At 40.7% G+C, this 22,525-nt stretch carries 18 protein-coding genes; 8 read left to right on the plus strand and 10 right to left on the minus strand.

The window, feature by feature from the left end:
• Window positions 1-65: 65 nt before the first annotated feature.
• From EC846_RS07030 to EC846_RS07040, 3 genes are all read right to left on the minus strand, one after another.
• Window positions 66-1,952: a feruloyl-CoA synthase gene (locus tag EC846_RS07030; protein ID WP_171409996.1), complete on the minus strand. Its 1,887-nt coding sequence runs from the start codon at window positions 1,950-1,952 to the stop codon at window positions 66-68.
• A gap of 81 nt (window positions 1,953-2,033) precedes the next feature.
• Window positions 2,034-3,485 (minus strand): aldehyde dehydrogenase, encoded by a 1,452-nt coding sequence (locus EC846_RS07035; protein WP_123774665.1) that lies wholly within the window; start codon window positions 3,483-3,485, stop codon window positions 2,034-2,036.
• A gap of 37 nt (window positions 3,486-3,522) precedes the next feature.
• Window positions 3,523-4,362, minus strand: a complete 840-nt coding sequence (locus EC846_RS07040) for a p-hydroxycinnamoyl CoA hydratase/lyase (RefSeq protein WP_171056853.1) — start codon at window positions 4,360-4,362, stop codon at window positions 3,523-3,525.
• 248 nt (window positions 4,363-4,610) lie between these two features.
• Between EC846_RS07040 and mhpT the strand changes: the two genes are divergently transcribed.
• The 3 genes from mhpT to EC846_RS07055 all read left to right on the plus strand — a co-directional run bounded on the left by mhpT (window position 4,611) and on the right by EC846_RS07055 (window position 7,184).
• Window positions 4,611-5,843 (plus strand): 3-(3-hydroxy-phenyl)propionate transporter MhpT, encoded by a 1,233-nt coding sequence (mhpT, locus tag EC846_RS07045; protein ID WP_123774666.1) that lies wholly within the window; start codon window positions 4,611-4,613, stop codon window positions 5,841-5,843.
• A gap of 69 nt (window positions 5,844-5,912) precedes the next feature.
• Window positions 5,913-6,368: a MarR family winged helix-turn-helix transcriptional regulator gene (locus tag EC846_RS07050; protein WP_005070428.1), complete on the plus strand. Its 456-nt coding sequence runs from the start codon at window positions 5,913-5,915 to the stop codon at window positions 6,366-6,368.
• Between the two features lie 123 nt (window positions 6,369-6,491).
• A complete protein-coding gene (locus EC846_RS07055) occupies window positions 6,492-7,184 on the plus strand; it encodes a GntR family transcriptional regulator (protein WP_005802836.1) in 693 nt (230 codons plus the stop codon).
• Window positions 7,185-7,227: 43 nt separating this feature from the next.
• On the opposite strand, the gene EC846_RS07060 is transcribed toward EC846_RS07055, so the two are convergent.
• The 5 genes from EC846_RS07060 to EC846_RS07080 all read right to left on the minus strand — a co-directional run bounded on the left by EC846_RS07060 (window position 7,228) and on the right by EC846_RS07080 (window position 13,358).
• Entirely contained in the window at window positions 7,228-8,172 is a 945-nt protein-coding gene (locus tag EC846_RS07060) for a PDR/VanB family oxidoreductase (protein ID WP_123774667.1), read from the minus strand.
• Window positions 8,173-8,184: 12 nt separating this feature from the next.
• Entirely contained in the window at window positions 8,185-9,261 is a 1,077-nt protein-coding gene (locus tag EC846_RS07065; RefSeq protein ID WP_123774668.1) for an aromatic ring-hydroxylating oxygenase subunit alpha, read from the minus strand.
• A gap of 232 nt (window positions 9,262-9,493) precedes the next feature.
• Entirely contained in the window at window positions 9,494-10,681 is a 1,188-nt protein-coding gene (locus EC846_RS07070; RefSeq protein ID WP_123774669.1) for an OprD family outer membrane porin, read from the minus strand.
• 12 nt (window positions 10,682-10,693) lie between these two features.
• Complete coding sequence (locus tag EC846_RS07075) at window positions 10,694-11,647, minus strand: formylglycine-generating enzyme family protein (RefSeq protein WP_123774932.1); 954 nt, start codon at window positions 11,645-11,647, stop codon at window positions 10,694-10,696.
• A gap of 25 nt (window positions 11,648-11,672) precedes the next feature.
• Window positions 11,673-13,358 carry an arylsulfatase gene (locus tag EC846_RS07080; protein WP_123774670.1) on the minus strand — a complete coding sequence of 562 codons (1,686 nt, stop codon included), beginning with the start codon at window positions 13,356-13,358 and terminating at the stop codon, window positions 11,673-11,675.
• 373 nt (window positions 13,359-13,731) lie between these two features.
• Here EC846_RS07080 and EC846_RS07085 point away from each other — a divergent pair, with 373 nt between their 5' ends.
• Both EC846_RS07085 and EC846_RS07090 read left to right on the plus strand, forming a co-directional pair.
• Entirely contained in the window at window positions 13,732-15,078 is a 1,347-nt protein-coding gene (locus tag EC846_RS07085; protein WP_123774671.1) for an MFS transporter, read from the plus strand.
• 32 nt (window positions 15,079-15,110) lie between these two features.
• The gene (locus tag EC846_RS07090; protein WP_123774672.1) at window positions 15,111-16,391 is read left to right on the plus strand and encodes an OprD family outer membrane porin; all 1,281 of its coding nucleotides are present in this window, start codon (window positions 15,111-15,113) and stop codon (window positions 16,389-16,391) included.
• Window positions 16,392-16,481: 90 nt separating this feature from the next.
• Here EC846_RS07090 and EC846_RS07095 read toward each other — a convergent pair whose 3' ends face one another.
• Entirely contained in the window at window positions 16,482-17,351 is an 870-nt protein-coding gene (locus tag EC846_RS07095; RefSeq protein ID WP_123774673.1) for a DMT family transporter, read from the minus strand.
• Between the two features lie 198 nt (window positions 17,352-17,549).
• On the opposite strand from EC846_RS07095, the gene EC846_RS07100 reads away from it, so the two are divergent.
• From EC846_RS07100 to EC846_RS07110, 3 genes are all read left to right on the plus strand, one after another.
• Window positions 17,550-18,431, plus strand: coding sequence for a LysR family transcriptional regulator (locus EC846_RS07100; protein WP_123774674.1), 882 nt, complete (start codon window positions 17,550-17,552; stop codon window positions 18,429-18,431).
• A gap of 222 nt (window positions 18,432-18,653) precedes the next feature.
• Complete coding sequence (locus EC846_RS07105; RefSeq protein ID WP_123774675.1) at window positions 18,654-20,027, plus strand: OmpP1/FadL family transporter; 1,374 nt, start codon at window positions 18,654-18,656, stop codon at window positions 20,025-20,027.
• Between the two features lie 38 nt (window positions 20,028-20,065).
• Window positions 20,066-21,433 carry an amidohydrolase gene (locus EC846_RS07110; protein ID WP_123774676.1) on the plus strand — a complete coding sequence of 456 codons (1,368 nt, stop codon included), beginning with the start codon at window positions 20,066-20,068 and terminating at the stop codon, window positions 21,431-21,433.
• A 59-nt stretch (window positions 21,434-21,492) separates the two neighbouring features.
• On the opposite strand, the gene EC846_RS07115 is transcribed toward EC846_RS07110, so the two are convergent.
• Complete coding sequence (locus EC846_RS07115; protein WP_123774677.1) at window positions 21,493-22,497, minus strand: AraC family transcriptional regulator; 1,005 nt, start codon at window positions 22,495-22,497, stop codon at window positions 21,493-21,495.
• Window positions 22,498-22,525 lie beyond the last annotated feature (28 nt).

Here is a 22,525-nt window from a genome sequence, read left to right on the forward strand (position 1 = left end):
TTTTTAGGCAAAAGTGAGGCTAAGGCCCAAACCGAAGTTTGAGCTTCCTTTTTTATTTCAATTGCTTATTGCTTTAAGGTGGGTACCCGAATAATCAGTGGGTTTTCGGCCTGTTTTTGATAAAGTTCATCAATTAAAGCAGCACGACGCTTGGTAATATTGCCTTGATTGAGGTTGCCTTTATCGGTCACTTCACCTGCATCGAGTTGAGGTGGCTCGGTCATTAAATAAAGCATTGAGACTGTATTTGAACTGCCAGTCGCATCTTTATTAAAGGTCGTTAAAAATTGGCGGAACCATTGCTGAACCTTAGGGTGTTGTAATATCTCTGCTTGAGAATGTTCACCAAGCTTAAGACCAGCTTGTTGAGCACACGCGTCTAGTTTTGGAAAAATCAAAAAGCCAACCGTATTTAAGTTTGAACCTGTAATACAAACATCTTGAACCAGTAAGTTACCTTGAATGAGTACTTTGTTGCGTAGTGTGCCCACATTCACAAAAGTACCCGTGTTAAGTTTAAAGTCTTCGGCAATTCGTCCGTCGTACATCAGGCCTTTAGTTGGATCATTCACATCGACTAAACGAACAGCATCACCAGTATGGAAAAAGCCTTCATCGTCAAACACAGTACTTTGCTGGTCTGCCTTTAAGCGCCAATAGCCTTTCATGACATGTTTGCCGCGAACACAAAATTCTAGTTTGTCACCACATGGAACCAGCTTAATTTCGCATCCCGGAGCAGGGTAACCAATAAAGCCAGCCATTACGCGTGGGCCCGTGGTAAAAGCACAAGAGGGAGCAGTTTCAGTCATGCCCAATCCGCTCATGATACGAATTTTTTCTCCGCAATGTTGTTGAGCAATTTTATCGAGTCGGTTCCAGCCTGCTTCTGAAAGCGCTGCACCTGCAAAGAATAAAATTTTAACTTTGGCAAAAAAGCGGTCTCTTAATTCTTCATCTTTTTCTAAAGCTTCGGTGAGTTCTTCCCAACCTTTTGGCACATTTAAATAAACGGTTGGAGAAATTTCTTTGAGATTACGAATGGTTTCGTCAAATTTTCCTGCAACGGGTTTACCATCATCAATGTAAATGGTACCGCCGTTATAGAGTGCGATACCGACATTGTGACTGCCGCCAAATGTGTGGTGCCAAGATAGCCAGTCGAGTAGGACAGGTGGTGTTTCTTCAAATTCAGGGAAAGTTTGCAATAACATTTGCTGATTAACACACAACATTAAATGCGTGGTCGGTACAGCTTTAGGCAATTTGGTTGAACCTGACGTAAATAAGAATTTGGCAATCTGGTTTTCATCTAGGGTTTGATAAAACTCTTGGACATTTGAAACAGGCGTATCCAATAGCGATTGAAAAGACGTGCAGATCTGATCGCCTACAATGCCTTTATTGGTCACCACTTCAATGTCGGATGTAATACATGCCTGAATCGCTTTGGCAAAAGCTTGTCCATCGCTGGCATAGACCATACCCGGAGTAAGCACTTCAAACACATGTTTGAGTTTGCCAAAGTCTTGAGAAATCAGAGAGTAGGCGGGTGAAATAGCTGAGAAAGGTACACCTGCTAGCATGGCAGCCATAGAGAGTGTTAAATGTTCGAGATCATTACCACTTAAAATGACCAGAGGTCTTTCTTGGCTTAACTTACGTTCATGTAATGCCTGAGCAATGTGCCATGCACGTTGTAAAACTTCTGCATAACTCAGTTTGACCCATTCACCTTGAGCATTGCGTTTTGCTGCAAAAATATGGTCTGGTTTGGTTTGTGCAAAATGAATTAACCGATCTGTCAGTTTTTGTGGATACGGTTTTAATTGCTCTTTTGGGCTGATATAGAGCGTGTCATCTTTATGGTGATAATGAATATCATGTTGCCCTAATTTTACGAACCGTTCGCGGTCTTGTGATTGAGTGGCATTCATTTGCATTTCTTTCACTCCATGGAAAGCGCATCACTGCGCTTTATTTTTTGCATCATGCAATTTTTATTTAATATATTGTTGTCCGCATTAGCCTGACTAAATCGGGTAATGACGTGATTGGGTCTGAATGGTGATCCAGCGTAGTTCGGTAAATTCGGCAACAGAGACTTTACTACCAAAACGTCCGTAACCACTCGATTTTGTTCCGCCAAATGGCATTTGAGCTTCGTCATGTACGGTCGCGCCGTTAATGTGACAAATACCCGAATCAATCTGTTGAGCGACTTCCAATGCTTGCGAAATATTTTGGCTAAACACTGCTGAAGACAGACCGAACTCGCTGTCATTTGCCAGTGCTATACCTTCTTCAATGCTTGAAAAACGTTGAACTGTACATACAGGTCCAAATGATTCTTCACGGTAAAGCAGCATGTCAGGTTTAATATTGAGCACCAATGTCGGTTGCATGGTGGTGTCTTCAATATGAATGCCTAAAGGTAAGTCAGCACCTTTGTTTTGAGCATCTTCCAGCAAATGCTGAATACGGTTTGCAGCGCGTCGACTTTCTAAAACACCGAGTACATTGTCTTTTGAAGTTGGATTACCTGCCTGAATAGAGCGCGTTTTCTCAATCAGCTTTTCAATAAATTGGTCGGCAATATTGTCTTGAACCAAAACACGTTCGGTCGACATACAAATTTGTCCCTGATTAAAGAATGCTCCAAAAGCGATTGCATTTACGGCTTCATGAATATCAGCTTCATTTAAAACCACAACAGGAGCTTTACCACCGAGTTCGAGTAAAACTGGTTTTAAATATTTAGCAGCAGTCTCGGCAATAATTTTTCCGACTTTGGTTGAACCGGTAAAATTAATGCGTTTCACGGCTGGATGAGACACTAAACGTTCCACGATTTGTGGTGCATCTTCGGCGGCATGCGTAATCACATTCACCACACCTTCACCTAGACCTGCTTCATGTAACACTTCACCAATGAGACGATGTGTTGCTGGGCAGGCTTCCGATGCTTTTAATACAACGGTGTTACCACAAGCCAAAGGCATAGCAAGCGCACGTGTTGCCAAAATGACAGGGGCATTCCAAGGAGCAATGCCAACAATGACACCGCAAGGAACTCGTACACCCATCGCAAGATTGCCCGGCACATCTGACGGAATCAGGCTTCCGTCAATTTGTGTGGTCATGGCTGCGGCTTCACGTAACATGTTGGCAGCAAGATGAACGTTAAACCCATACCATGTTGCAGTTGAACCTGTTTCTTGCATTCCAGTTTCAATGAATTGCTCGGTTTTTTGGTCCATTAAATCGGCTGCTTTTAACAAACGTAAGCGACGTTCGGTAGGCGAGAGTTTCGACCATATTTTAAAAGCTTGTTGTGCCGAATCGATTGCACGATCAACATCTTCCAATGTTGCAGCAGCGGCTTTCGTTGCCACTGATCCGTCAATGGGACTAATACGCTCAAAAGTTGCCTGATTTGATGCATCAACAGATTGACCGTGAATAAGTAACTGTACATTTTGCATGGGTTGCGTCCTTACATTGCCATTAGAGAATCAAAAGTTAACCAGTACGTTTATAGCTCTGTAAACCCGGTTTAATTGATTTTTCATCTAAAAATTGTTTCAAACCTTCTTGGCGACCATTTTCTGTATCGCGGTGGATACATTGATCAAGTTTGGCATATAAGTAGTCTTCGTTTTGGTCCCAAGTGAGTTCGCGACAACGCTTAAAGCCATTTTTAGCGGTACGAAGAACCACAGGGTTTTTCTCAAGTAGACAGTTTGCAAGCTCGGTCACTTCAGCTTTTAGCTGTTCAAGCGGTACGCTTTTATTCACGAGGCCCATCGTTTCAGCTTCTTTACCACTAAAGGTTTTACCCGTCATGATGTAGTACAAAGAGGCACGGTGACCAACAGTGTCTGCCATTGCTTTGCTTACAAGGTTACCCGGTGGGATCCCCCAGTTAATTTCAGATAAACCGAAAGTTGCTTCATCTGCTGCAATTGCGAGGTCACAAGCCACTAAAGGTGAGAAACCGCCTCCAAAGCACCAGCCGTTGACCATAGCAATGGTTGGTTTTGAATACATGCGAAGAAGTTGCCACTGCCAACGGCATGAGTCGCGGCGAATACGTTCTTGATAAATTTCAGGCTGAGTGTCAACTTCACGGAAATATTCTTTCAAGTCCATTCCTGCTGTCCAAGAATCACCTGCACCTGTCAACACAAGCACACGTGCATTTTGATCAAGTTCTATCGCTTCAAGTACATCAATCATTTCACGATTGAGTGTTGGGCTCATGGCATTTTTCTTTTCTGGGCGGTTTAGTGTTACCCATGCAATTCCATCTTCAACTTTAACATCTACTGTTTCCCAGCGGTTTTCATAACTCATCTTCATACTCCTTGAATGATTTTTAGCTGTTCTGGGATTTAATTTAATATCAGTTAAACTTACATTCAAGTCTTTTTTATAAAATTTCATAAATATTTTATAATTCATTGTATTTTAAATATTAATTAATTTTATTTACGATTTAATATAAAAATATGTTGATTTTTTAGTAAGTTTAACTGATATTTTTGATGTGTTTAAACAATAATACACAAAGGGCTAAATGGAACGACTAGTCAATAAGGGATAACACAATGGAAAAGATATTAGGACAGTCTGCAAGGGCAAAAATCACGTTGCTATTATGCTTTGCAATAGCAATTTTTGAAGGCTTTGATCTTCAGTCAATGGGGGTGGCCGCCCCACGAATGCGGGCTGAGTTTATGTTGGACAATGGCCAGATGGCGTGGGCATTTAGTGCTGCAATTTTAGGAACACTACCAGGTGCGATATTAGGTGGTAGGTTTGCAGATATTATCGGGCGTAAGAAAATTCTGATTTTTAGTATTTTACTTTTTGGAATTATGTCTTTGCTAACGGCATATGCTGCTAACTTTAGTTTGCTGTTACTCATTCGTTTTTGTACTGGTTTAGGAATGGGTGGGGCACTTCCGATGATGATTACACTGGCATCTGAAGCTGTACCTGATAAATATAAAGGGACCGCGGTAAGTATTATGTATAGTGGCATTCCTTTTGGTGGATTACTCACCTCTGTCGTTGCTATGTCGTTGGCAGGTGATGCGGAGTGGCGTCATATTTTCTATATTGGTGGGATTGCGCCTATTTTACTCATTCCACTGATTATGCGCTTTTTGCCTGAGTCAAATGATTACCTACAACGTAAAGGTCAAGCGCAAAAAACCACGCCATTTTTGGAAGTTTTATTTGCAAAAGAACGCCGTATGTCGACGATTCAGCTTTGGGTAAGTTTTTTCTGTACGCTCGTTGTACTGTATTTCTTGTTGAACTGGTTGCCGTTACTGATGGGTGCGCAAGGCTTATCGAAACTTCAGGCAAACTATGTACAGATGGGCTACAACGTTGGTGGAATTTTAGGTTCAATTCTCATGGGCGTATTGCTGGATAAATTACGTATGAGCTTTGTGATTAAACTGATTTATCTCGGTATTTTATTTTCACTGTGCTGTTTAGCAATTTCTCCGACCGTGGCTTTACTGGCACTTTCGGCAGTGGGCTGTGGTTTATTCATTGTGGGCGGACAATCAGCTTTGTATGGTCTGGCTGCCATGTATTATCCAACCGAAATGCGTGGAACAGGAGTGGGTTCAGCAGTTGCAATCGGGCGTATTGGTTCTTTTGCAGGACCTTTAATGGCTGGTTTTTTACTCTCGCTTGGACAAAGCTCAACCATTGTGATTGGTTCAAGCATTCCAGTAATTTTAATTGCAGCGATCTCTGCATTACTTCTTGTCAAAAAACCTAAACAGCCTGTACATTTAGTACAAAGCTCAGGTGCTCGCTAAGTTTCAACGAAAGTATGGGGTAGATCCTCATACTTTCATTACAGATTTTCTTATGATGATTGAAAGGTTATGGTACGTTCGAATTCAGTTCAAAAAAAAGTAGAAGATGAGCCTAAGTTAAGTTACATGATTGCTCGTGTTGATCGAATTATTAGTAAACATTTAACAGAACATTTAAAAGAGCTTGAGATTACCTTGCCGCAATTTACAGCACTTTCTGTTTTAGCTTCAAAAAGTAATGTATCCAATGCCAAACTTGCTGAGCGCTCTTTTATTAAGCCGCAATCGGCCAACAAAATTTTGCAAGATTTACTGGTCAATGGCTGGATTGAGAAAAAACCAGATCCAACACATGGCCGCCGTATTTTAATTACCCTGACTGAAAGCGGTGTTGAAAAGCTAAATAAATGTAATGAAGTGGTTTTAAAAGTCGAAGAAAAAATGCTTGAAGGCATTGATATTAACTTGGCTTATTTAATCCGTAATAATCTCGATATTATGGTCAATAATCTTAAAAACCTTTGATAAAAGGTGGTTGGTAATTTAATTTTTTAAAATCTACAGAAATGCTTAAGCACTGATTCACACAGAAAATTTATTTCATTTTACAAATGAACTTGCTAGCATCGAAGTGACGTTTTTGGTGATGTGTGGCAGCGAATGTCTTCAGGACAACAAGTTTTACTTAAACTAAGAAAAATGATTATTTCAGGGGAACTTGAAGGCGGTGCCAGAATTGCCGAAATTCCGACTGCCGAGTTACTTGGTGTTTCAAGGCAGCCTGTTCGTATTGCCTTTCGCTTGCTCGAGCAAGAAGGCCTCCTCATTAAAAACCCAACTCGTGGTTACACGGTTCGTGAAATTTCAGAACAACTTGTTCATGATGCGCTTGAAGTGCGAGGGGTGCTCGAAGGATTGGCTGCGAAAACTTTGGCAGAACAAGGCTTAAGCGAAGAGCAGAAAAAGACGCTGCAACATTGCATTCAAGAAACTGAAAAACTCTTTAATGAAACAGACGAGTTTGGTGATGCTGAATTAGAACGTTATCATCATTTTAACGTTATTTTTCATGACACGATTATTGAGGGCGCGCAAAACGTCGCACTCATACAAGCCTTGGCGAAAAACAATCAGCTACCGATGGCTTCTGCTCAAGCCATTACCTATGACCAGAATCAGGCTTTGTCAGAATATCGCCGTTTGCACTATGCACATTTGCAGCATTGTTCGATTTTTGATGCATTGGTACATCGTCAGGCAGGGCGTGCTGAAACCTTAATGCGTGAGCACAGTAGTGTAGTGATTTTGGGTGAAACGCTCAGAAATGTTTTAAGTGCTTAAGGTAAAATAAGTTCCTTTATGTTTGAATAAAGGAACTCAAGAATTAAAGCTCAATCACAAGATTCTTAGTTCTTGCACGAGAACAGCAGGGCGTAAACTGGTCGTTCAAAGCATGTTCATCATCGGTCATAAACATATCCCGATGATCAGGCGTGCCTTCTACTACGCGGGTAATACAAGTGCCACAAATGCCTTGTTCACATGAAACAGGAATATCAAAACCATTTGCAATTAATGCCTCAGTCGCAGTTTGCTCTGGTAGTACTTCAATTCGGCGACCCGTACCTTTCACTTCAATAGTGAAAGCTTCATCGTTAGTCGTATCTACTTTTTGCGCAACAAAATGCTCTTGATGTAACTGATCGCTATGCCAATCTGCTTGTTCGGCCGAGTTCATGACAAACTGCATAAACCCTGTCGGACCGCATACATATAAGTGTTTATTAGGTGAAGCTTGGCCCAAAACCTCAGCCATATGACATTCAGTATCTGGTTGATCTTGAATATGAAAATGGACTTGGTCACCAAAGTGCTCGGTTAAGTTGCCATAGAAGGCAATCATTTCATGACTACGAACAAAATAGTGCAATTCGAAAGGAATATTGGCTGACTTAAGCCGATAGGCCATCGATAAAATAGGGGTAATACCGATACCACCCGCAAATAAAACCGCCTGTTTTGTGTGAGGGTGAATCTCAAATAAATTGCGTGGTTCACCAATTTTTAAATGGTCGCCTTCACGATATTCAGTGTGGATGCAACGTGAGCCACCGCGTGAATTGGTATCATGTAAAACACCAATCACATAACGGTGCTTTTCAGTGCAGCAGTTTGAAAGTGAATATTGGCGGGTCAGGCCATTTTTCAGATGCACATCAATATGTGCACCTGCCTCAAAATTCGGTAGCGCTGTACCATTTGCTGCAACCAATTCAAAAGCACGAATGGTCGGGGTGAGCTGGTGAATTTTCTGAATAATAACGTCCATGTTCATGCTCCTTTAAATAATCCGTATGTTTGGAAACTTCTGTGCGGATGTTTCAGGAGGTGTTTTATTTTCTTCAGCAAGTAGTCGCTCAATTACTTTACGAGACTGTACACCGCCCGCGTCGATGTTGAGCATCAGTAATTTACGATGTGGATTATTTAAAATATTTTGTTGTTGTTGCTCCAGCATTTCTAAATCTTCAGTAAAGATTTTGCCTTGGCCTTCACGAATTTGATCGGTTAGTTCAGCATTATCTGGCTGGAAGTTACGTGCCATTCCCCAGAAATACCAATGTGAAGTTTCAGTCTCTGGCGTAATAAAATCGACCACAATTGAGGAAACTTTTTTGTCATTTGGTGCGTGATAACCACCATGTCCAGCATGTGCGACACCCACTTCAATATGCACATTACTTGGCGCAAAGAAGTGACAACGTTGCCAGCGGTCAACAGGTACATCATCTGCCAAGTGATTGCCGCGAAGAGCCATTTGCCAAAATGGAGGTGCGATCACATTTTCCATGTAGCGTTCGGTAACCACATGGTCGCCGTCAACTTTAGTGACAGGTAATGATTCATCAATCTCTTTTTGTCCGATGCTGCTTGAGTGAACATAGGTCTCGTGGGTTAAATCCATCAGGTTATCGACCATCAGGCGATAGTCACACTGAATATGAAACAGGCCTCCGCCATAGCTCCATTCAGGATGATCTGCCCATTCTAAAGTTGGCAGTTTTGCTTCATCAGCTAAGGCTTTCTCACCCAGCCATATCCAAATAAAACCGAACTTTTCGACAACTGCATATGCTTTGTTGCAAGGGAAACCATTGACACGTTGGGCTGGCATTGCAACAGTTTTTCCGTCACAACCCATCACTAGCCCATGATATCCACAAACAAGGTTTCCATCTTCTACATAGCCAAGTGAAAGCGGGGCACCGCGATGGGGACAAAAATCTTCAACGGCTGCAACTTGGTTTTCTTTGCCACGGTAAAAAACAATTTTTTCACCACAGATGGTGCGACCTAATGGTTTGTCTTGGATTTCTTCTGGGCGGCAGGCAACATACCAAGCATTTTTAATAAACATTGTGACGACTCCTTATCACTTATTGGATCCAATTTATAATAAATAAAAATATTGGTCAATTGATAAGCAGTATATTTTTTAAAAAATATTGATCTTTTGATTTGGTTGTTTTGTATATTTTAATTGCTATTAAAGATTTTTGTGATTACTTTGAATTTTAGAGGCTAAATTTTTATTGATCTTAATTTGGATCCATAATGACTGTGGTTAAGTCATTATGGAGAGTGAAAATTTAGAAATTTACAGTGTAGTGAAGCATCATGCGTTGTTCATCCAGACTTTTGCCATGTTTAGTGTCATAGTTAATATTCAAGAACAGGAATTTAAGATTTTTAACCCAAGCATTGAGATCATACTGAATCAACACATCACTTTCTTGCTCAAAATCATTTTGATTCATTGTTTGAAATGAATCGCCATAAATGTATTTATAGGTGATTTTTAAACCCTTGATATAGTCTTTAAAGTCATACGAGGCAACGAAATGATAAGACTTTTCATCTGCTTTGGTAAACGCGCCTAAGGTCCAGTTCACCATATGGGGGATGGGCATATTGTCGAGTTTTGGAATTCCATCTTTGCCAAAGTTTTCTTGGTAGCCAATTCCAGTTGTAAAGTTGCCATGTTTGATAAAATGCATAGCGCCTAAGGATGTATTGTCATATTCTCCAAGTTTTGATTTACCGACGTCGTCGTGGCGAAACACACGTAATTTTGTGGTGTGCTGCCTTGTCCATTGATAATCAAAAGCAAAGTAACTTTGATTGATAAGGTCGGTTAAATAGCCATTATAAAATTTCCAATGATATCTAGGCGTTTTCCCATCCCATTGAAAAAAGTAAAGCCCATCAGATTCATGTTTTGAGATGGCAAGTTTGTGGTAGTCCTCCTCATTTTTTGGTGAATAACGGTTAATCAAACCCAGCTCGAAATTTTGTTGTGGTGTCTTATATTTTAATTCCACGCCTTTGTAGTTTACGCGTAATTGATGTGTATCCACTTGTGGAGTCAGTGGTGAATCAGGAGTGATTTCACCCACATTCATACGAAAATTCTGATATTCAACTCCAGCACCTAAGCCATATTTAACTTGATCTTGTGCTTGTTTTTTAGTGTTAGGGTCAAAGGGTATGACCATATCATTGGTGTGTTGGTCGCTACTTAGGCGATATGCATATTGAATGCTTGGATTGAGGTGGAGTTGAACATCATTAAGTTTGGTAGACCAGTCGCCATGATAGATCAGACCTTGGCTCAAGCTATGGGTATCGGGACTAGTGCCATTTTCATATTGTCTGTCGAAGTTGAATGTTTTTAGTGTGAGTGTATTTTGAAAATTAACATCTACTTCACTATGAGCGAAACAGCAGGCAAGGGTTGTCCCTGAGAAGAAAATCCCATAAATTAAAATATGCTTCATTTTTTAATCCGTTTAAAAGCGTTTTACTGTTCTAAATCCGACATGGCTAGTTGCAAGGTCGAGTTCCTGTGGATGCCTCGCGGCAGCACGATAACGCGCGCAATAGTTGGTTGCGCATAAATAAGAGCCACCTTTAATCGTGTATTGCAAAATCTGTTCATGACGTTGCCGATATTTTGATGGATCTCCCATATGGTGATCTCTTGGACCTGTATAGGGTGTTTGCGTCCATTCCCATACATTGCCAATCAAGTCATACAAACCAAAGGGGTTTTTACTAAAACAACCAACAGGGGCAACATCCTTAAAACCATCTTCCTGAATGTTTTTATAAGGAAATTCACCTTGCCAGAAATTGGCTACAATATGGCCTTCATGAGTTGGGCCAATATCGGAATTTTGTTGAAAACCTTTGGCTGCATATTCCCACTCAAGCTCGGTCGGTAGGTCGTGACCTAGCCAGTTTGCATAAGCATAAGCATCATTCCATGTCACCATACGCACAGGCTCATGAGGCGCGGGTTGTTTGGGGTTATTTAAGCCCCATGGGTGTTTCCAATTGGCGCCTGTTTCAAATCTCCACCATTGTAATTCTTCAACTGGATACTCAGGTTGTACAAACATAGCTGCGCCGCCTTGCTTCTCTGCATCGGTGACATAACCCGTTTGTTTAACAAATTCTTGAAATTGAGCATTGGTGACTTCAGTCGCATCAATTAAAAAAGCGGGAACGGAAGTTGCCTGTAAGTTTAATGGGCGTTCATCTTCATAACCTTGTGTGGTACCTAAAACAATCTTTCCTTGAGGAAGTTTGACCATACCTGCTTCTTTATTTTTAGGCCAACCCGAAGGAAGGCCCGAATAAGAAGAACATTTAGCTTGAGTACCTAAGTCGGGCAAGGTGGTCTGTTCTAGTTGAGGCGTGGTTTTTTGGCACGCACAAAGTAAGAGGAACGATGAAAGCATCATGATCTGTTTCATCTGGTTTTCCCTACTTTTTATTGTATTGCTCAAAATCCACGACACCATTTTCATCAGCATATCTTAAATATTTGTCATTTAAGACTTTGACAATCTCAGGATGTTTTGCGTAAACATTATGTTGCTCATTAAAATCTGTTTTTAAATTGTAGAGTTCCCAACCGTGGCTTTTAAATTTGGAAGGTGAGTTTTCAACAAGTTTCCATTCGTCAGTTTTAGCGTAGCGGCTGCCATGTAATTCTTTAAAGTCATAATAATTAACAGGACGAATACGGGCAGTATTATCTTTAAATGCAGGGATCAGACTAAAACCAGATGGTTTAATTTTGGTGCTTGAAGTTGGATAAACCTGACTATTTTGAATACCAGCTAGCTCCATCACAGTTGGGAATATATCTCTGACTGTCGCAAAGTTATTGTTAATTCCATGTTGTTTAGAAACCTGAGTTGGTGATTTAACAATAAATGGAACTCGTACCCCACCTTCTGAAGCGGCTGACTTCCAGTAGGTAAATGGTGTGCTGCTTACTTCTGCCCAACGTGGTCCCATGTAAACATATGAGCTGGCATTGCCTATATTCTCATAGCGGTTGTCAGCATCACCCATTGGGAAATTATGATCACCACCTTCAGCGCCGTTATCTGACATAAACACAATCAGGGTATTGTCATATAAATGATGCTTTTTAAGATACTGGATGACATCACCCACGCGATCATCTAAATGGGTGACCATGCCCGCATAAACTTCCATTTTACGCGCTTCATATTTGCGCTCTTGTGGGGTGAGTTCATTCCAGTTTTTTGTGCCTAAAGCCTGATTGCCACTTTCATTTGGGTATTCTGCATTTGCAGGAATTAATCCTAATTTCTTTTGACGTTCAAAGCGTTGTTTGCGAATTGCATCGTAGCCTTGATCGTATTTACCTTTGTATAAGTCTCTATAATGAGCAGGTGCCTGTATCGGCCAATGTGGAGCGGTATAAGCTAGATAGGCAAAAAATGGTTTTTGTGCTTTATTTTTATCTAAGTACTCAAAGGCTTTTTGTGTAAAAAAGTCGGTTGAGTAGTAGTTGTCAGGCAAAGTAACCTTTTGACTATTTTCAGTGTACTGGGTATTGCGCGGATAGTTTTTAGGTTGGTCTTTAAAGTGTAAATCGAAGCCATCGAGCAGGGCAAAAGATTGATCGAAACCACGAGCTTTAGGGTTTTGTTCGGGAGCAAAGCCTAAGTGCCATTTACCGACCATGAAGGTGTAATAATCTTTAGTCTTTAAAATTTCTGCGAGTGTATAAGCATTTTGCGTTAAGTGACCTGAATAGCCATCAATTTTGAGGAGTGCACGCGGACTATCGGCGCCAACCAATTTTTCTTGTCGTTTTGACGTTTCATACATGGCACCTAAACCGACCAAGTGGTTATCTGCACCTGTCATAAGTTGCGCACGTGTCGGTGAACACATTGATGAAGCATGAAAATTAAAAAGCATTTTTCCTTGCTTTAACAGGCTATCGATATGAGGGGTTTTAATTTCGCCGCCATAGGCGCTAATGTCTGAGAATCCAAGATCATCGGCCAAAATAATCATGATGTTAGGTGGTTGTTGATTTTTTGGAGGTGCTGCTTGCGTTGTGTAAAACAATTGGCTGGCAAAAAAAAGTCCCAATGTAAGCTGACTTACTCTTTTGAGTTTCATAACAACAATCCTTTGATGTTTTATAAATGCATCTTGCATTTCTTGAAGATAAATAAAGTATTTTTTGGCTAAAAAATGCTCTGGAATCGATCATAATAGATTTTTTAATATGGATCCATAAAAATATTCAAGCATTCTGATTTTATGTTTTTAATAATTTTATACTTATATAATTTATGTATTTATATACTTTTTAATAATCCATTTATAATTTTAGTTGATTTTTTGGATCCAAATATTCAGTATAGAAAAAGAGCAGGATGCTCAAAAAACAAATATTCCTCTAGGTCATTATGGATACGGATATGCATAACCACCCAATCGCTCATATCAGCAATGTCGTGTGTATGTCTTATCCAAGGGAGATACACAAATGGAAAGAGACGTTCTAAGTGAGATCAATCAAAACAACATGAGCCGCTACCAATGGTTCGTCATTTTGATCTGTATTTGTCTCAATATTATTGATGGCTTTGACGTGATGGTGATGGCATTTACCGCTCCATCTGTTTCGGCAGAATGGTCACTTTCAGGTGCGCAAATTGGCTTGTTGCTCAGTTCGGGCCTTTTTGGGATGGCTGCCGGTTCCATTTTTCTCGCGCCTTTAGCCGATAAAATCGGTCGTCGTTTACTCATCTTAGTTTGTCTTGTCATCGCAGGTCTTAGCATGTTGGGGTGTGCTTTTGTACAAAGCCACGGCATGTTGGCAGCACTTCGGTTTATTACCGGAATTGGGGTGGGTGGGATTCTTGCAAGTAGTAATGTACTGGCAAGTGAATATGCTAATGCGCGCTGGCGCAGTCTTGCAGTGAGTTTAATGTCTACAGGTTATGGAATTGGCGCGACACTTGGCGGAGTACTATCACTGGCATTGATTGAACATTTAGGTTGGCGCTCAATCTTTTTAGCTGGCGGCATTACCACCATTGCAATGTTGTTGATCAGCATATGGTTATTACCTGAATCTTTAGATTATTTATTGGCGAAACGACCAAATCAGGCACTCGAACGAATTAATGCAACTGTAAATCGTATGGGCCTTAACCAACTACCCGTTATGCCACGTTATGAAAAAATCAGTACGCAAAATGGCAGTGAACTCAGCAAATTATTTACAGGACAACTTGGATTTCAGACACTTTGTCTTTGGTTCGCCTTCTTTTTAGTGATGTTTGGCTTTTACTTTGTGATGAGCTGGACACCAAAAATTCTTATCTCAATGGGGATGTCGCCAGAACAAGGCGTAAGTACCGGTATTTTAATTAGTATTGGTGGCATTTTCGGGGCAGCCATTATTGGTTTACTCGCTTCACGCATGAAAATTTTCTATGCCTTAAGTCTATTTTTAGGGCTAACCTCGGCATGTGTTTTCCTATTTGTCGCAGTCTCATCTCAAGTCAGCATTGCACTCATGGTGGGGTTATTGCTTGGCACACTTATTAATGGCTGTGTAGCAGGTTTATATTCTATTTCTCCAACAATTTATGATGCCGAAATTCGTAGTCGCGGTGTGGGCTATGCCATTGGTTTTGGACGAATTGGAGCAATTTTATCGCCAACGGTTGCAGGTATTTTCCTAGATAAAGGTATAGCACCTGCAACGCTTTATGCCTATTACGGTGTGGTCTTTATTTTAGCCATTTTCCTGATTTTAAGTTTGAGTAATGCTTTTTACCGAAATAAGAAAGAGCCAGATTACGCACTTAAAACAGTGCCTTAAACCCTTAAAAAATTAAATAGTTGAGATAAAAAATGAAAAAGACACCATTGTGGGTGGGGGTATGCTTGTGCCCATTATTGAGTCAAATTGTGCATGCCGAGTTTATTGCAGACAGTAAAGCTGAGCTGACACTACGTAATTTTTACTTTGACCGAGACTATAAAAAAGACCCATATCCGTACACAGCAGCCAGAGATTGGGCGCAGGGTTTAATTTTTAAAGGACAGTCTGGTTATACCGAAGGGACAGTTGGTTTTGGAGTTGATGTACTGGCAATGGCAGGTTTTAACCTGATGGGAAATCGGGCGGATGACTATGCGCGTAGTGGCTTACTTCAAGTCAATACCGATAACTCACGTGACGATTACTATGGGAAAATCGGCATTACAGGGAAAGCGAAATTTAGAAAGAATGAGCTTTTTGTGGGCGATCTGGTTCCACAGTTACCGACTATATTTTCATCGCCAGCGCGTTTGTTCCCACAGACTTATCGCGGTATCCGCCTTGTTTCAAATGAAATTCCAAATCTTCAACTCGAAGGCTTTTATGTTGATGAAGTGCGTCAACGTGACTCAATCCGTTTTACCGATGTTGGAACAGACAATATCAACCATCGTTTTGACAAAGCGGCAACTACCGATTCTTTTTATACATTAGGTGGAAGTTATCAGTTAAAGGATTATCGCCTACGTGCTTATCATGCCGAACTGAAAGACATTTACCAGCAACAATTTTTGGGCTTTAACGGAAAACAGCCTTTAAATGATCAGCTTAACTTTTTAAGTGACGTGCGCTTTTTTAATAGTGAAGAAACTGGAAGCAAAAAAATAGGAGAGGTCGATAACCTACATATGAGTGGTTTATTTGGTTTGAACTATCAAAATCATACGGTTTCTTTGGGTTACATGCAGTCGTTTGGTTCAACAGGCCTGCCGTTTTTGTCGGGAACTGAAAGCCCAGTTGTGCTTGATTTTATGAGTTCAGACTATTCAAATAAAGATGAAAAAGTCTATTCGATACGTTATGAATATGACTTTAAAAATGCCCAATTAGGCGATGTTTCATTAAACGGACTGCGTTTTATGACTCGCTATGCCAAAGGCGAAGACATTGATTTGTTGCAATACGGCGATCAGCGTTTTAAAGAGGAGTCAATGGAATTTGATTTGGGTTATAAAATTCCAGAAGGCAAGTTAAAAGGCTTGGGAATGCGAGCTCGCTTTTCTCACTATCGCAACGATATGCCCACTAATATGACTTTCCATTCCGCCAATGAAACACGATTAAATATTGACTATAGCTTTAAGTTTTAAACAGTAAACATTTTCAAACGGTTTCTAAAAATCGGAAAACCGTTTGAAAATTAATAAAAAATAGAAGTCAGGTGAAAAGGTGCCATCATTTTAGCGTTTAATGTCATATTCTTTTCTAAACACCAGCAACAAGCCTAATAAAATTGCGACCATCCCAATAAGACCTGCTATTGGCAGTTTGTTACCTAAAATTAAAAAGTCGAGTAATGCAGTCACGACAGGAACTAAGTAGAACAAGCTCGTCACATTTACAATATTTCCCTGACTTAGCAGCTTATACAATAAAAGTTGGGCAACAACAGAAATCAAAACTCCAAGGAAAAGAACAGAGATAACAAGTTGTGAGTTCCAGTGAATTTCAAAATGTTCAAATGGAATAAAGATTAAGCATACGACAAGACTGATTGCATATTGTAAGGGTAATACTTCTGTAGGTGCTTGTTGAATCTTCTTCTGCATGATGGCTCCAAAAGTCATGCAGAGCAGCGCAGCCAGTGCAAACAAAATACCAATAGGTGCAATCAGGGACATAGACAAGCTTTTCCAGACGAGAAGAGCCAGACCTGCTAACGAGATACATAAACCTAGCAAGCGTGTTTTTTGTATATTTTTCTCCATGATGCATAACGTTAGAATTGGCTGTATTCCCAAAATAGTCGCAATTAAACCAGGTGTAACGCCATGTGCCATTGCTTGAAAATAACAGATCGAATAGCCCGCAATAATGAGAAGTCCAGTGAATAACACTTGTTTGCGACTCCCATGTATAGGCAATAATCTTTTTCTATAGAGAGCAAGTAAGAGGAGGACTACTAAAGCAGTTGAAAATCGTAAAATTAATAAAGCGATTGGCGATGCATTATCGAGCCCCCAACGAGTAAAGATTGCAGCGCAGCCCCATAATAGAACAAATCCTGAAGTGGCACTTTGTGCGGCAAGTGTACTTTTATTGAGGTACATGGAATCACTCCTAGTGATTTAATTCCTAAGAAATTATTAAATTTTTAAAATAAAAAATGATGGTAAAAAGTTATCGGAAAAAGCCTTCAAATCAATGTGATGGCCTGCTGAATAGGGTAAGTATTGTCATATTATTAAATAATGAAAAGCGCATAATTCTTGAATATACTATTCGAAAATCAAATAGAAAGATTTGCCATGAATCTAAAGAACTTACAAATAGACTGGTTAAAGTGTTTTGTTACGGTGGTTAATACTGGTTCTCTCTCAAATGCGGCTCCTGAGCTATATCGATCACAATCCGCGGTCAGCATGCAATTGAAAAAATTAGAAGAAGCTGTGCGGTGTCAGCTATTGATCAGAACCCATAGACAGATAGAACTCACCCCTCAGGGGCAGATGCTATTAGGATACGCACGGCGAATATTAGATTTGCATAATGAAGCTGTGATGGCATTTCATGGGGAAGAATTAAGTGGGCGGATACGTTTAGGAGTACCAGATGATTATGCTGTGAAATATCTGACCCCAGTATTGAAACGATTTGCACCTCGTTATAGTGGTGTTGAAATTGAACTCATTTGCGAACAATCCACCTCCTTAATTCCTCGTATAGAAAGTGGTGATATTGATCTGGCTTTAATTTCCAGAGATAGCAAGCGTCAAGGTACTTTATTATTTCATGAGCCGATGGTTTGGGTGGGGTCTCCACAATTTGAGCTTTGGCGTGAAGACCCAGTCCCTATTGCAGTGTATGAAAGTACCAGTTCAGCTAAAAAGAGTGCAATCAACTCTCTTACCTTGCAAGGGCGCCGTTATCGTGTGGTTTACAGTAGTTCAAGTTTGGTTGGACAAATTGCTGCTGTTGAAAGTGGATTGGCGATTGCTGTTTTTACTCAATGTAGTGCACCACAGCATTTAGAAATTCTTGGGGCTGAACATGGGTTGGGCCCTTTAGAGCCAATGGAGGTAGCAGTTTACCGAAGCCATACTTCTCGTGACTCAAAAGCGGTAGATCACTTAAACGAACTTTTAGTTAAAACGCTTAGACAAGCGGTGTCAGTGTCGCATGAGTATTAAACAAAAATATCTAGAATGAGATGTTCAGTGTAGAGCTAGCCTAAGTCGTTTTATTACACCTAAAAACATTTATTCCTTCACTTAAAACCCTCTTTTCATTTAGCACAGCCTATTGGCATGCACAGCCAAGTGTTTGGCGTTTAGGGTTAAGTAAATTCCTTCATATCTACATATATTGATTCAAGAAAATAAAAAAGTCCAGGATGGATTTGGGAATTTACGATGCAAAAGAAAATCTTAGTTATAGCAATCAGCTCTATTTGGACATGTTCTTTATATGCGGCAGCTTTTGATAAAACAGGACAATCTGTTGCGGCATTTTTGCAGCCTGATCATTATTTTGAAGCAAGTCTTGGAGTTACGGACACGTCTTTAAAGGGGCAGGAAGCAGGTACAAATTCAGGAAATAGTGCGATTTCTGATATTGGTCATACAGATTACCGCCCGACAGCTGCCTTAAAGTTACAGCTAGCCCCGCAGTTCTCTTTTGGCTTGCTGTATGACCAGCCCTTTGGTTCAGATACAGAATACACAGGAAATAATAGCTTTGTTGCCACAGGCAAAGATATGGTGATGTTGTCTGGACTGACAACCACCAGATTGGCAAATGCAACCCAAGACAATCTCCCTACAGGAAATTCCAAATCAAGTTTCGATATACAGAATCTGAGTCTCATTTTGGGCTATCAACCCAATAAAAACTGGAACGTTTATGCAGGGCCTGTTTATCAGACCTTTAAAAGTGAAGTCGAGCTCAGGGGCAATGTCTTTAGTGTTTACAATGGCTATGATTTGCATAGCAAAAGTGTTGGCGATTGGGGATGGCTGGCGGGACTCGCTTATCAGATACCTGAAAAAGCAATCAAAGCCTCAATAACCTATCGTTCTGAAATTCAGCACAAAGTGAAAGCAGTTGAAAATGCACCCTTGGTCGATATGTTAAAAACTCAACAAGGCCGTGATTTGGTTGACCAGCATTTAGATTACATGATTTCTATTGGTCAAATGTCACCACAGAAAAAGGCTGCATTGAATCAGATTGTTGCAGGATTGGCACATACCCAGGATTCAGGAACCACCCAGTTTAAAACCCCAGACTCAGTCAATCTTGAGTTTCAGACCGGTTTACGTCCAGGGACTTTGCTGTTCGGTAATGTCCGTTGGGTGAACTGGAGTGAGTTGAATTTTCAACCTTATCGCTTTGGTGAAATCTCAAAAGTATTAGGTGTCCTTTCTACGCCAAGTCGTCCAGATGGTTTTAGTCTGGTTCGTTTTTATGACGATCAATGGTCTGCAAATTTAGGGGTCGGGCAGAGATTTTCACCTCAATGGTTGGGGAGTGTATCGATCGGATGGGATTCGGGAGCGGGAGATAAAGTCTCTACAGGTGGGCCTGTTAAGGGATATTACAACTTAGGTTTAGGTGCTCAATATAGTCCAACAGCTCAATATTTTATTTCTGGTGGGATTAAATATTTCTGGTTAGGAGATGCGAAAGGGCAGCTCGGAGCACAGGCAGGCAGTGACTATTACGTCGCAGATTTTAAAGATAACCATTCAATCAGTTATGGTCTGAAAATTGGCTATAAATTTTAATGAGATTAAAAAAGTTCATTGAGAAAGGAATTTAGACAATGAAAAAAGTTGTGAATCAATTGGGTTGGATCGGAGTAACAGCATTTCTGCTCGTCAATGCAGGCGCTGTACATGCTGATGAAGCAAAAGCAAGTCTCCCTGCGGTATCGGCAAAAGCATTAGACCTTATTGATGGTCAAACAGAATGGTTGAGCAAAACTTACAAGGATATTCACGAACATCCTGAACTAGGATTTATGGAAACCCGTACCTCTGCAATTGTAGCCAATGAACTAAAAGCTTTAGGTTTTGAAGTTTCGACAGGTATTGCCAAAACAGGTGTGGTCGGTGTTTTAAAAAATGGCAAAGGCCCAACAGTGATGTATCGTGCCGATATGGATGCATTAGCCATAGAAGAGGCGACCGGCTTGCCTTATGCCAGCAAGGTTCGCGCTAAACTTGCTGATGGCACTGAAACGCCAGTTGCGCATATGTGTGGTCATGATGCACATGTGACATGGATGCTAGGAATGGCGCGTACCATGGCGGCTTTGAAGAATGAATGGAGTGGTACCATTATTCTGGTTGCCCAGCCCGCTGAAGAACCGGTCACAGGTGCGAAAGCGATGTTAGCTGATGGCTTGTGGAAAAAATATAATTTACCCAAACCTGATTATTTCTTTGCAGTGCATACTACACCTATTCCCGTCGGCATGGTATTGAATGCACCAGGACCACGTATGGCAGGAACCGATCAGTTCGATGTTTTATTTAAAGGTGTTGCTGGGCATAGCTCAGTGCCTCATTTAATTAAGAATCCGATTAATATGGTGGCTAATGCGATTACCCAATATCAGACGATTATGGGCAATGTGGTCAGTGCTCAAGAGCCAGCGGCACTGTCTGTCGGTTCAATTCAGGCCGGCGCGACCAATAACGCTGTGCCGTCTTCAGCTTTGGTCAAAATGAATATCCGCTGGTTTAATCCAAAAGTCCGCGACAATATGCTCAATAGCATCAAACTTATGAGTGATGGCGCAGCCCAGATGCAAGGCATGGAAAAAGATCAACTCCCCGAACTGACCATGAGAGGTTCTGTAACACCTGTGATCAATGATAAAGATCTTTCCAACCGCCTAAATGGGCCTTTAAAAGCATTATTGGGTGATAAAAAGGTGGTGAATGATTTCCCTGCATTTATGGGATCAGAGGATGTGCATCATTTAATCGATGAGCAGAAAGATGTTCCATTTACTTTTATGTTTGTCGGGGTTGCCAATCCACTTACTTTTGCTGCGGCGAAATTAAAGGGACAAGCTGTACCTTATCTCCCGCATAGTCCGAATTATGTTGTCGATTTAAAGGCATTGCCAATGGGGGTAAAAATCACCACTGTTTCAATGCTGGAATTATTGAATAAAAAGTAAGACCTTGAAAAAAGATACATCGCAATCGATGTATCTTTTTTATTTTAAGAGGGAAAAAATCAGCTTTTGGAGAGATTTTCACGATAGTGCAGTGGAGAGCAATCGGTCCAGCGACGAAATGCCCGTGTAAAACTGCTGACATCTGTAAAGCCGAGAATATAGGCAATCTCAGTAATACTATAAGAATTATTTTTGATATAAGAGCTTGCCAGTTCCTGCCGCGTCTTATCCAAAATTTCACTGTATGAGGTATTTTCTAAAGACAGTTTTCGTTGCAGACTACGCGTGCTCAGCCCGAGACTTTTAGCAATCTCTTGTTGCTGTATTTCTCCTGCCGCGAGATTTTCAATAATTTTTACCTTGATCCTTGCCTGAATATTTTCCTTATCGAAACGAGCCAAATAGCGCATGATAATTTCATCATATTCCTGTGACAGGATCGGATTTGCACCTTCCAGCGGAAGTTCTATCGTCGCCGTATCAAAAACAATCATGTCTTGGGGTGCATTGAAAATAAGAGGGGCTTTGATAATACTGCGATATGTTTCGAGATCACTGGGCTCAGAACGTCTTAACTCGATCCGTAACGGTGAAAAAAGTGATCCTTGCAACGCTCTGCATGAACGGATAAACACGGAAATAAAAGCATCGATTGATTCATACTGAACTTCATCTGGAACATGGATGATGAAGTAATGATTCTGGTCTTTGCCATAGAACTCCAGTTCTGGAATGTCCGTTACCAAACGAAAATATCTGATGATTCGGATAAACATCTCTTTGAGTGTGGTACTGGTCGCCAAAGAATGTCCCAGAACATGGAAGGTATGTTGATTGACCTGATTGGCAACTTTAAGCCCAAAACATGAATCTTGTGTTGCCGCGGTTGCCAGTTGCCATAAACGTGCGGTTTGTTGCAGAGAGTAGCGGGCATTCGGATCATTCAGCGCCTGTATATCCAGTCCAGCCTGTTCAATTAAACTTTTACTATCACAACCTGCTTTTTCAAGGGCTTTTTGAATTGCTTTTACCCAACTTGTCAATGCTGTCGCCGTCTGTGGCATGTCATGTCCTATAACGTTTAATTCTCAT

This window comes from Acinetobacter sp. BIGb0102, from assembly GCF_003815055.1.
Classification (GTDB): Bacteria; Pseudomonadota; Gammaproteobacteria; order Pseudomonadales; family Moraxellaceae; genus Acinetobacter; species Acinetobacter vivianii.

What these genes read in the sequence shown, in the direction of transcription:
- mhpT (WP_123774666.1), top strand. Translation starts at nt 4,611, where the DNA reads ATGGAAAAGATATTAGGACAGTCTGCAAGGGCAAAAATCACGTTGCTA.
- EC846_RS07060 (WP_123774667.1), bottom strand. Translation starts at nt 8,172, where the DNA reads ATGGACGTTATTATTCAGAAAATTCACCAGCTCACCCCGACCATTCGT.
- EC846_RS07115 (WP_123774677.1), bottom strand. Translation starts at nt 22,497, where the DNA reads ATGCCACAGACGGCGACAGCATTGACAAGTTGGGTAAAAGCAATTCAA.
- EC846_RS07110 (WP_123774676.1), top strand. Translation starts at nt 20,066, where the DNA reads ATGAAAAAAGTTGTGAATCAATTGGGTTGGATCGGAGTAACAGCATTT.
- EC846_RS07090 (WP_123774672.1), top strand. Translation starts at nt 15,111, where the DNA reads ATGAAAAAGACACCATTGTGGGTGGGGGTATGCTTGTGCCCATTATTG.
- EC846_RS07105 (WP_123774675.1), top strand. Translation starts at nt 18,654, where the DNA reads ATGCAAAAGAAAATCTTAGTTATAGCAATCAGCTCTATTTGGACATGT.
- EC846_RS07100 (WP_123774674.1), top strand. Translation starts at nt 17,550, where the DNA reads ATGAATCTAAAGAACTTACAAATAGACTGGTTAAAGTGTTTTGTTACG.
- EC846_RS07035 (WP_123774665.1), bottom strand. Translation starts at nt 3,485, where the DNA reads ATGCAAAATGTACAGTTACTTATTCACGGTCAATCTGTTGATGCATCA.
- EC846_RS07065 (WP_123774668.1), bottom strand. Translation starts at nt 9,261, where the DNA reads ATGTTTATTAAAAATGCTTGGTATGTTGCCTGCCGCCCAGAAGAAATC.
- EC846_RS07085 (WP_123774671.1), top strand. Translation starts at nt 13,732, where the DNA reads ATGGAAAGAGACGTTCTAAGTGAGATCAATCAAAACAACATGAGCCGC.
- EC846_RS07070 (WP_123774669.1), bottom strand. Translation starts at nt 10,681, where the DNA reads ATGAAGCATATTTTAATTTATGGGATTTTCTTCTCAGGGACAACCCTT.
- EC846_RS07080 (WP_123774670.1), bottom strand. Translation starts at nt 13,358, where the DNA reads ATGAAACTCAAAAGAGTAAGTCAGCTTACATTGGGACTTTTTTTTGCC.
- EC846_RS07040 (WP_171056853.1), bottom strand. Translation starts at nt 4,362, where the DNA reads ATGAAGATGAGTTATGAAAACCGCTGGGAAACAGTAGATGTTAAAGTT.
- EC846_RS07075 (WP_123774932.1), bottom strand. Translation starts at nt 11,647, where the DNA reads ATGCTTTCATCGTTCCTCTTACTTTGTGCGTGCCAAAAAACCACGCCT.
- EC846_RS07050 (WP_005070428.1), top strand. Translation starts at nt 5,913, where the DNA reads ATGGTACGTTCGAATTCAGTTCAAAAAAAAGTAGAAGATGAGCCTAAG.
- EC846_RS07095 (WP_123774673.1), bottom strand. Translation starts at nt 17,351, where the DNA reads ATGTACCTCAATAAAAGTACACTTGCCGCACAAAGTGCCACTTCAGGA.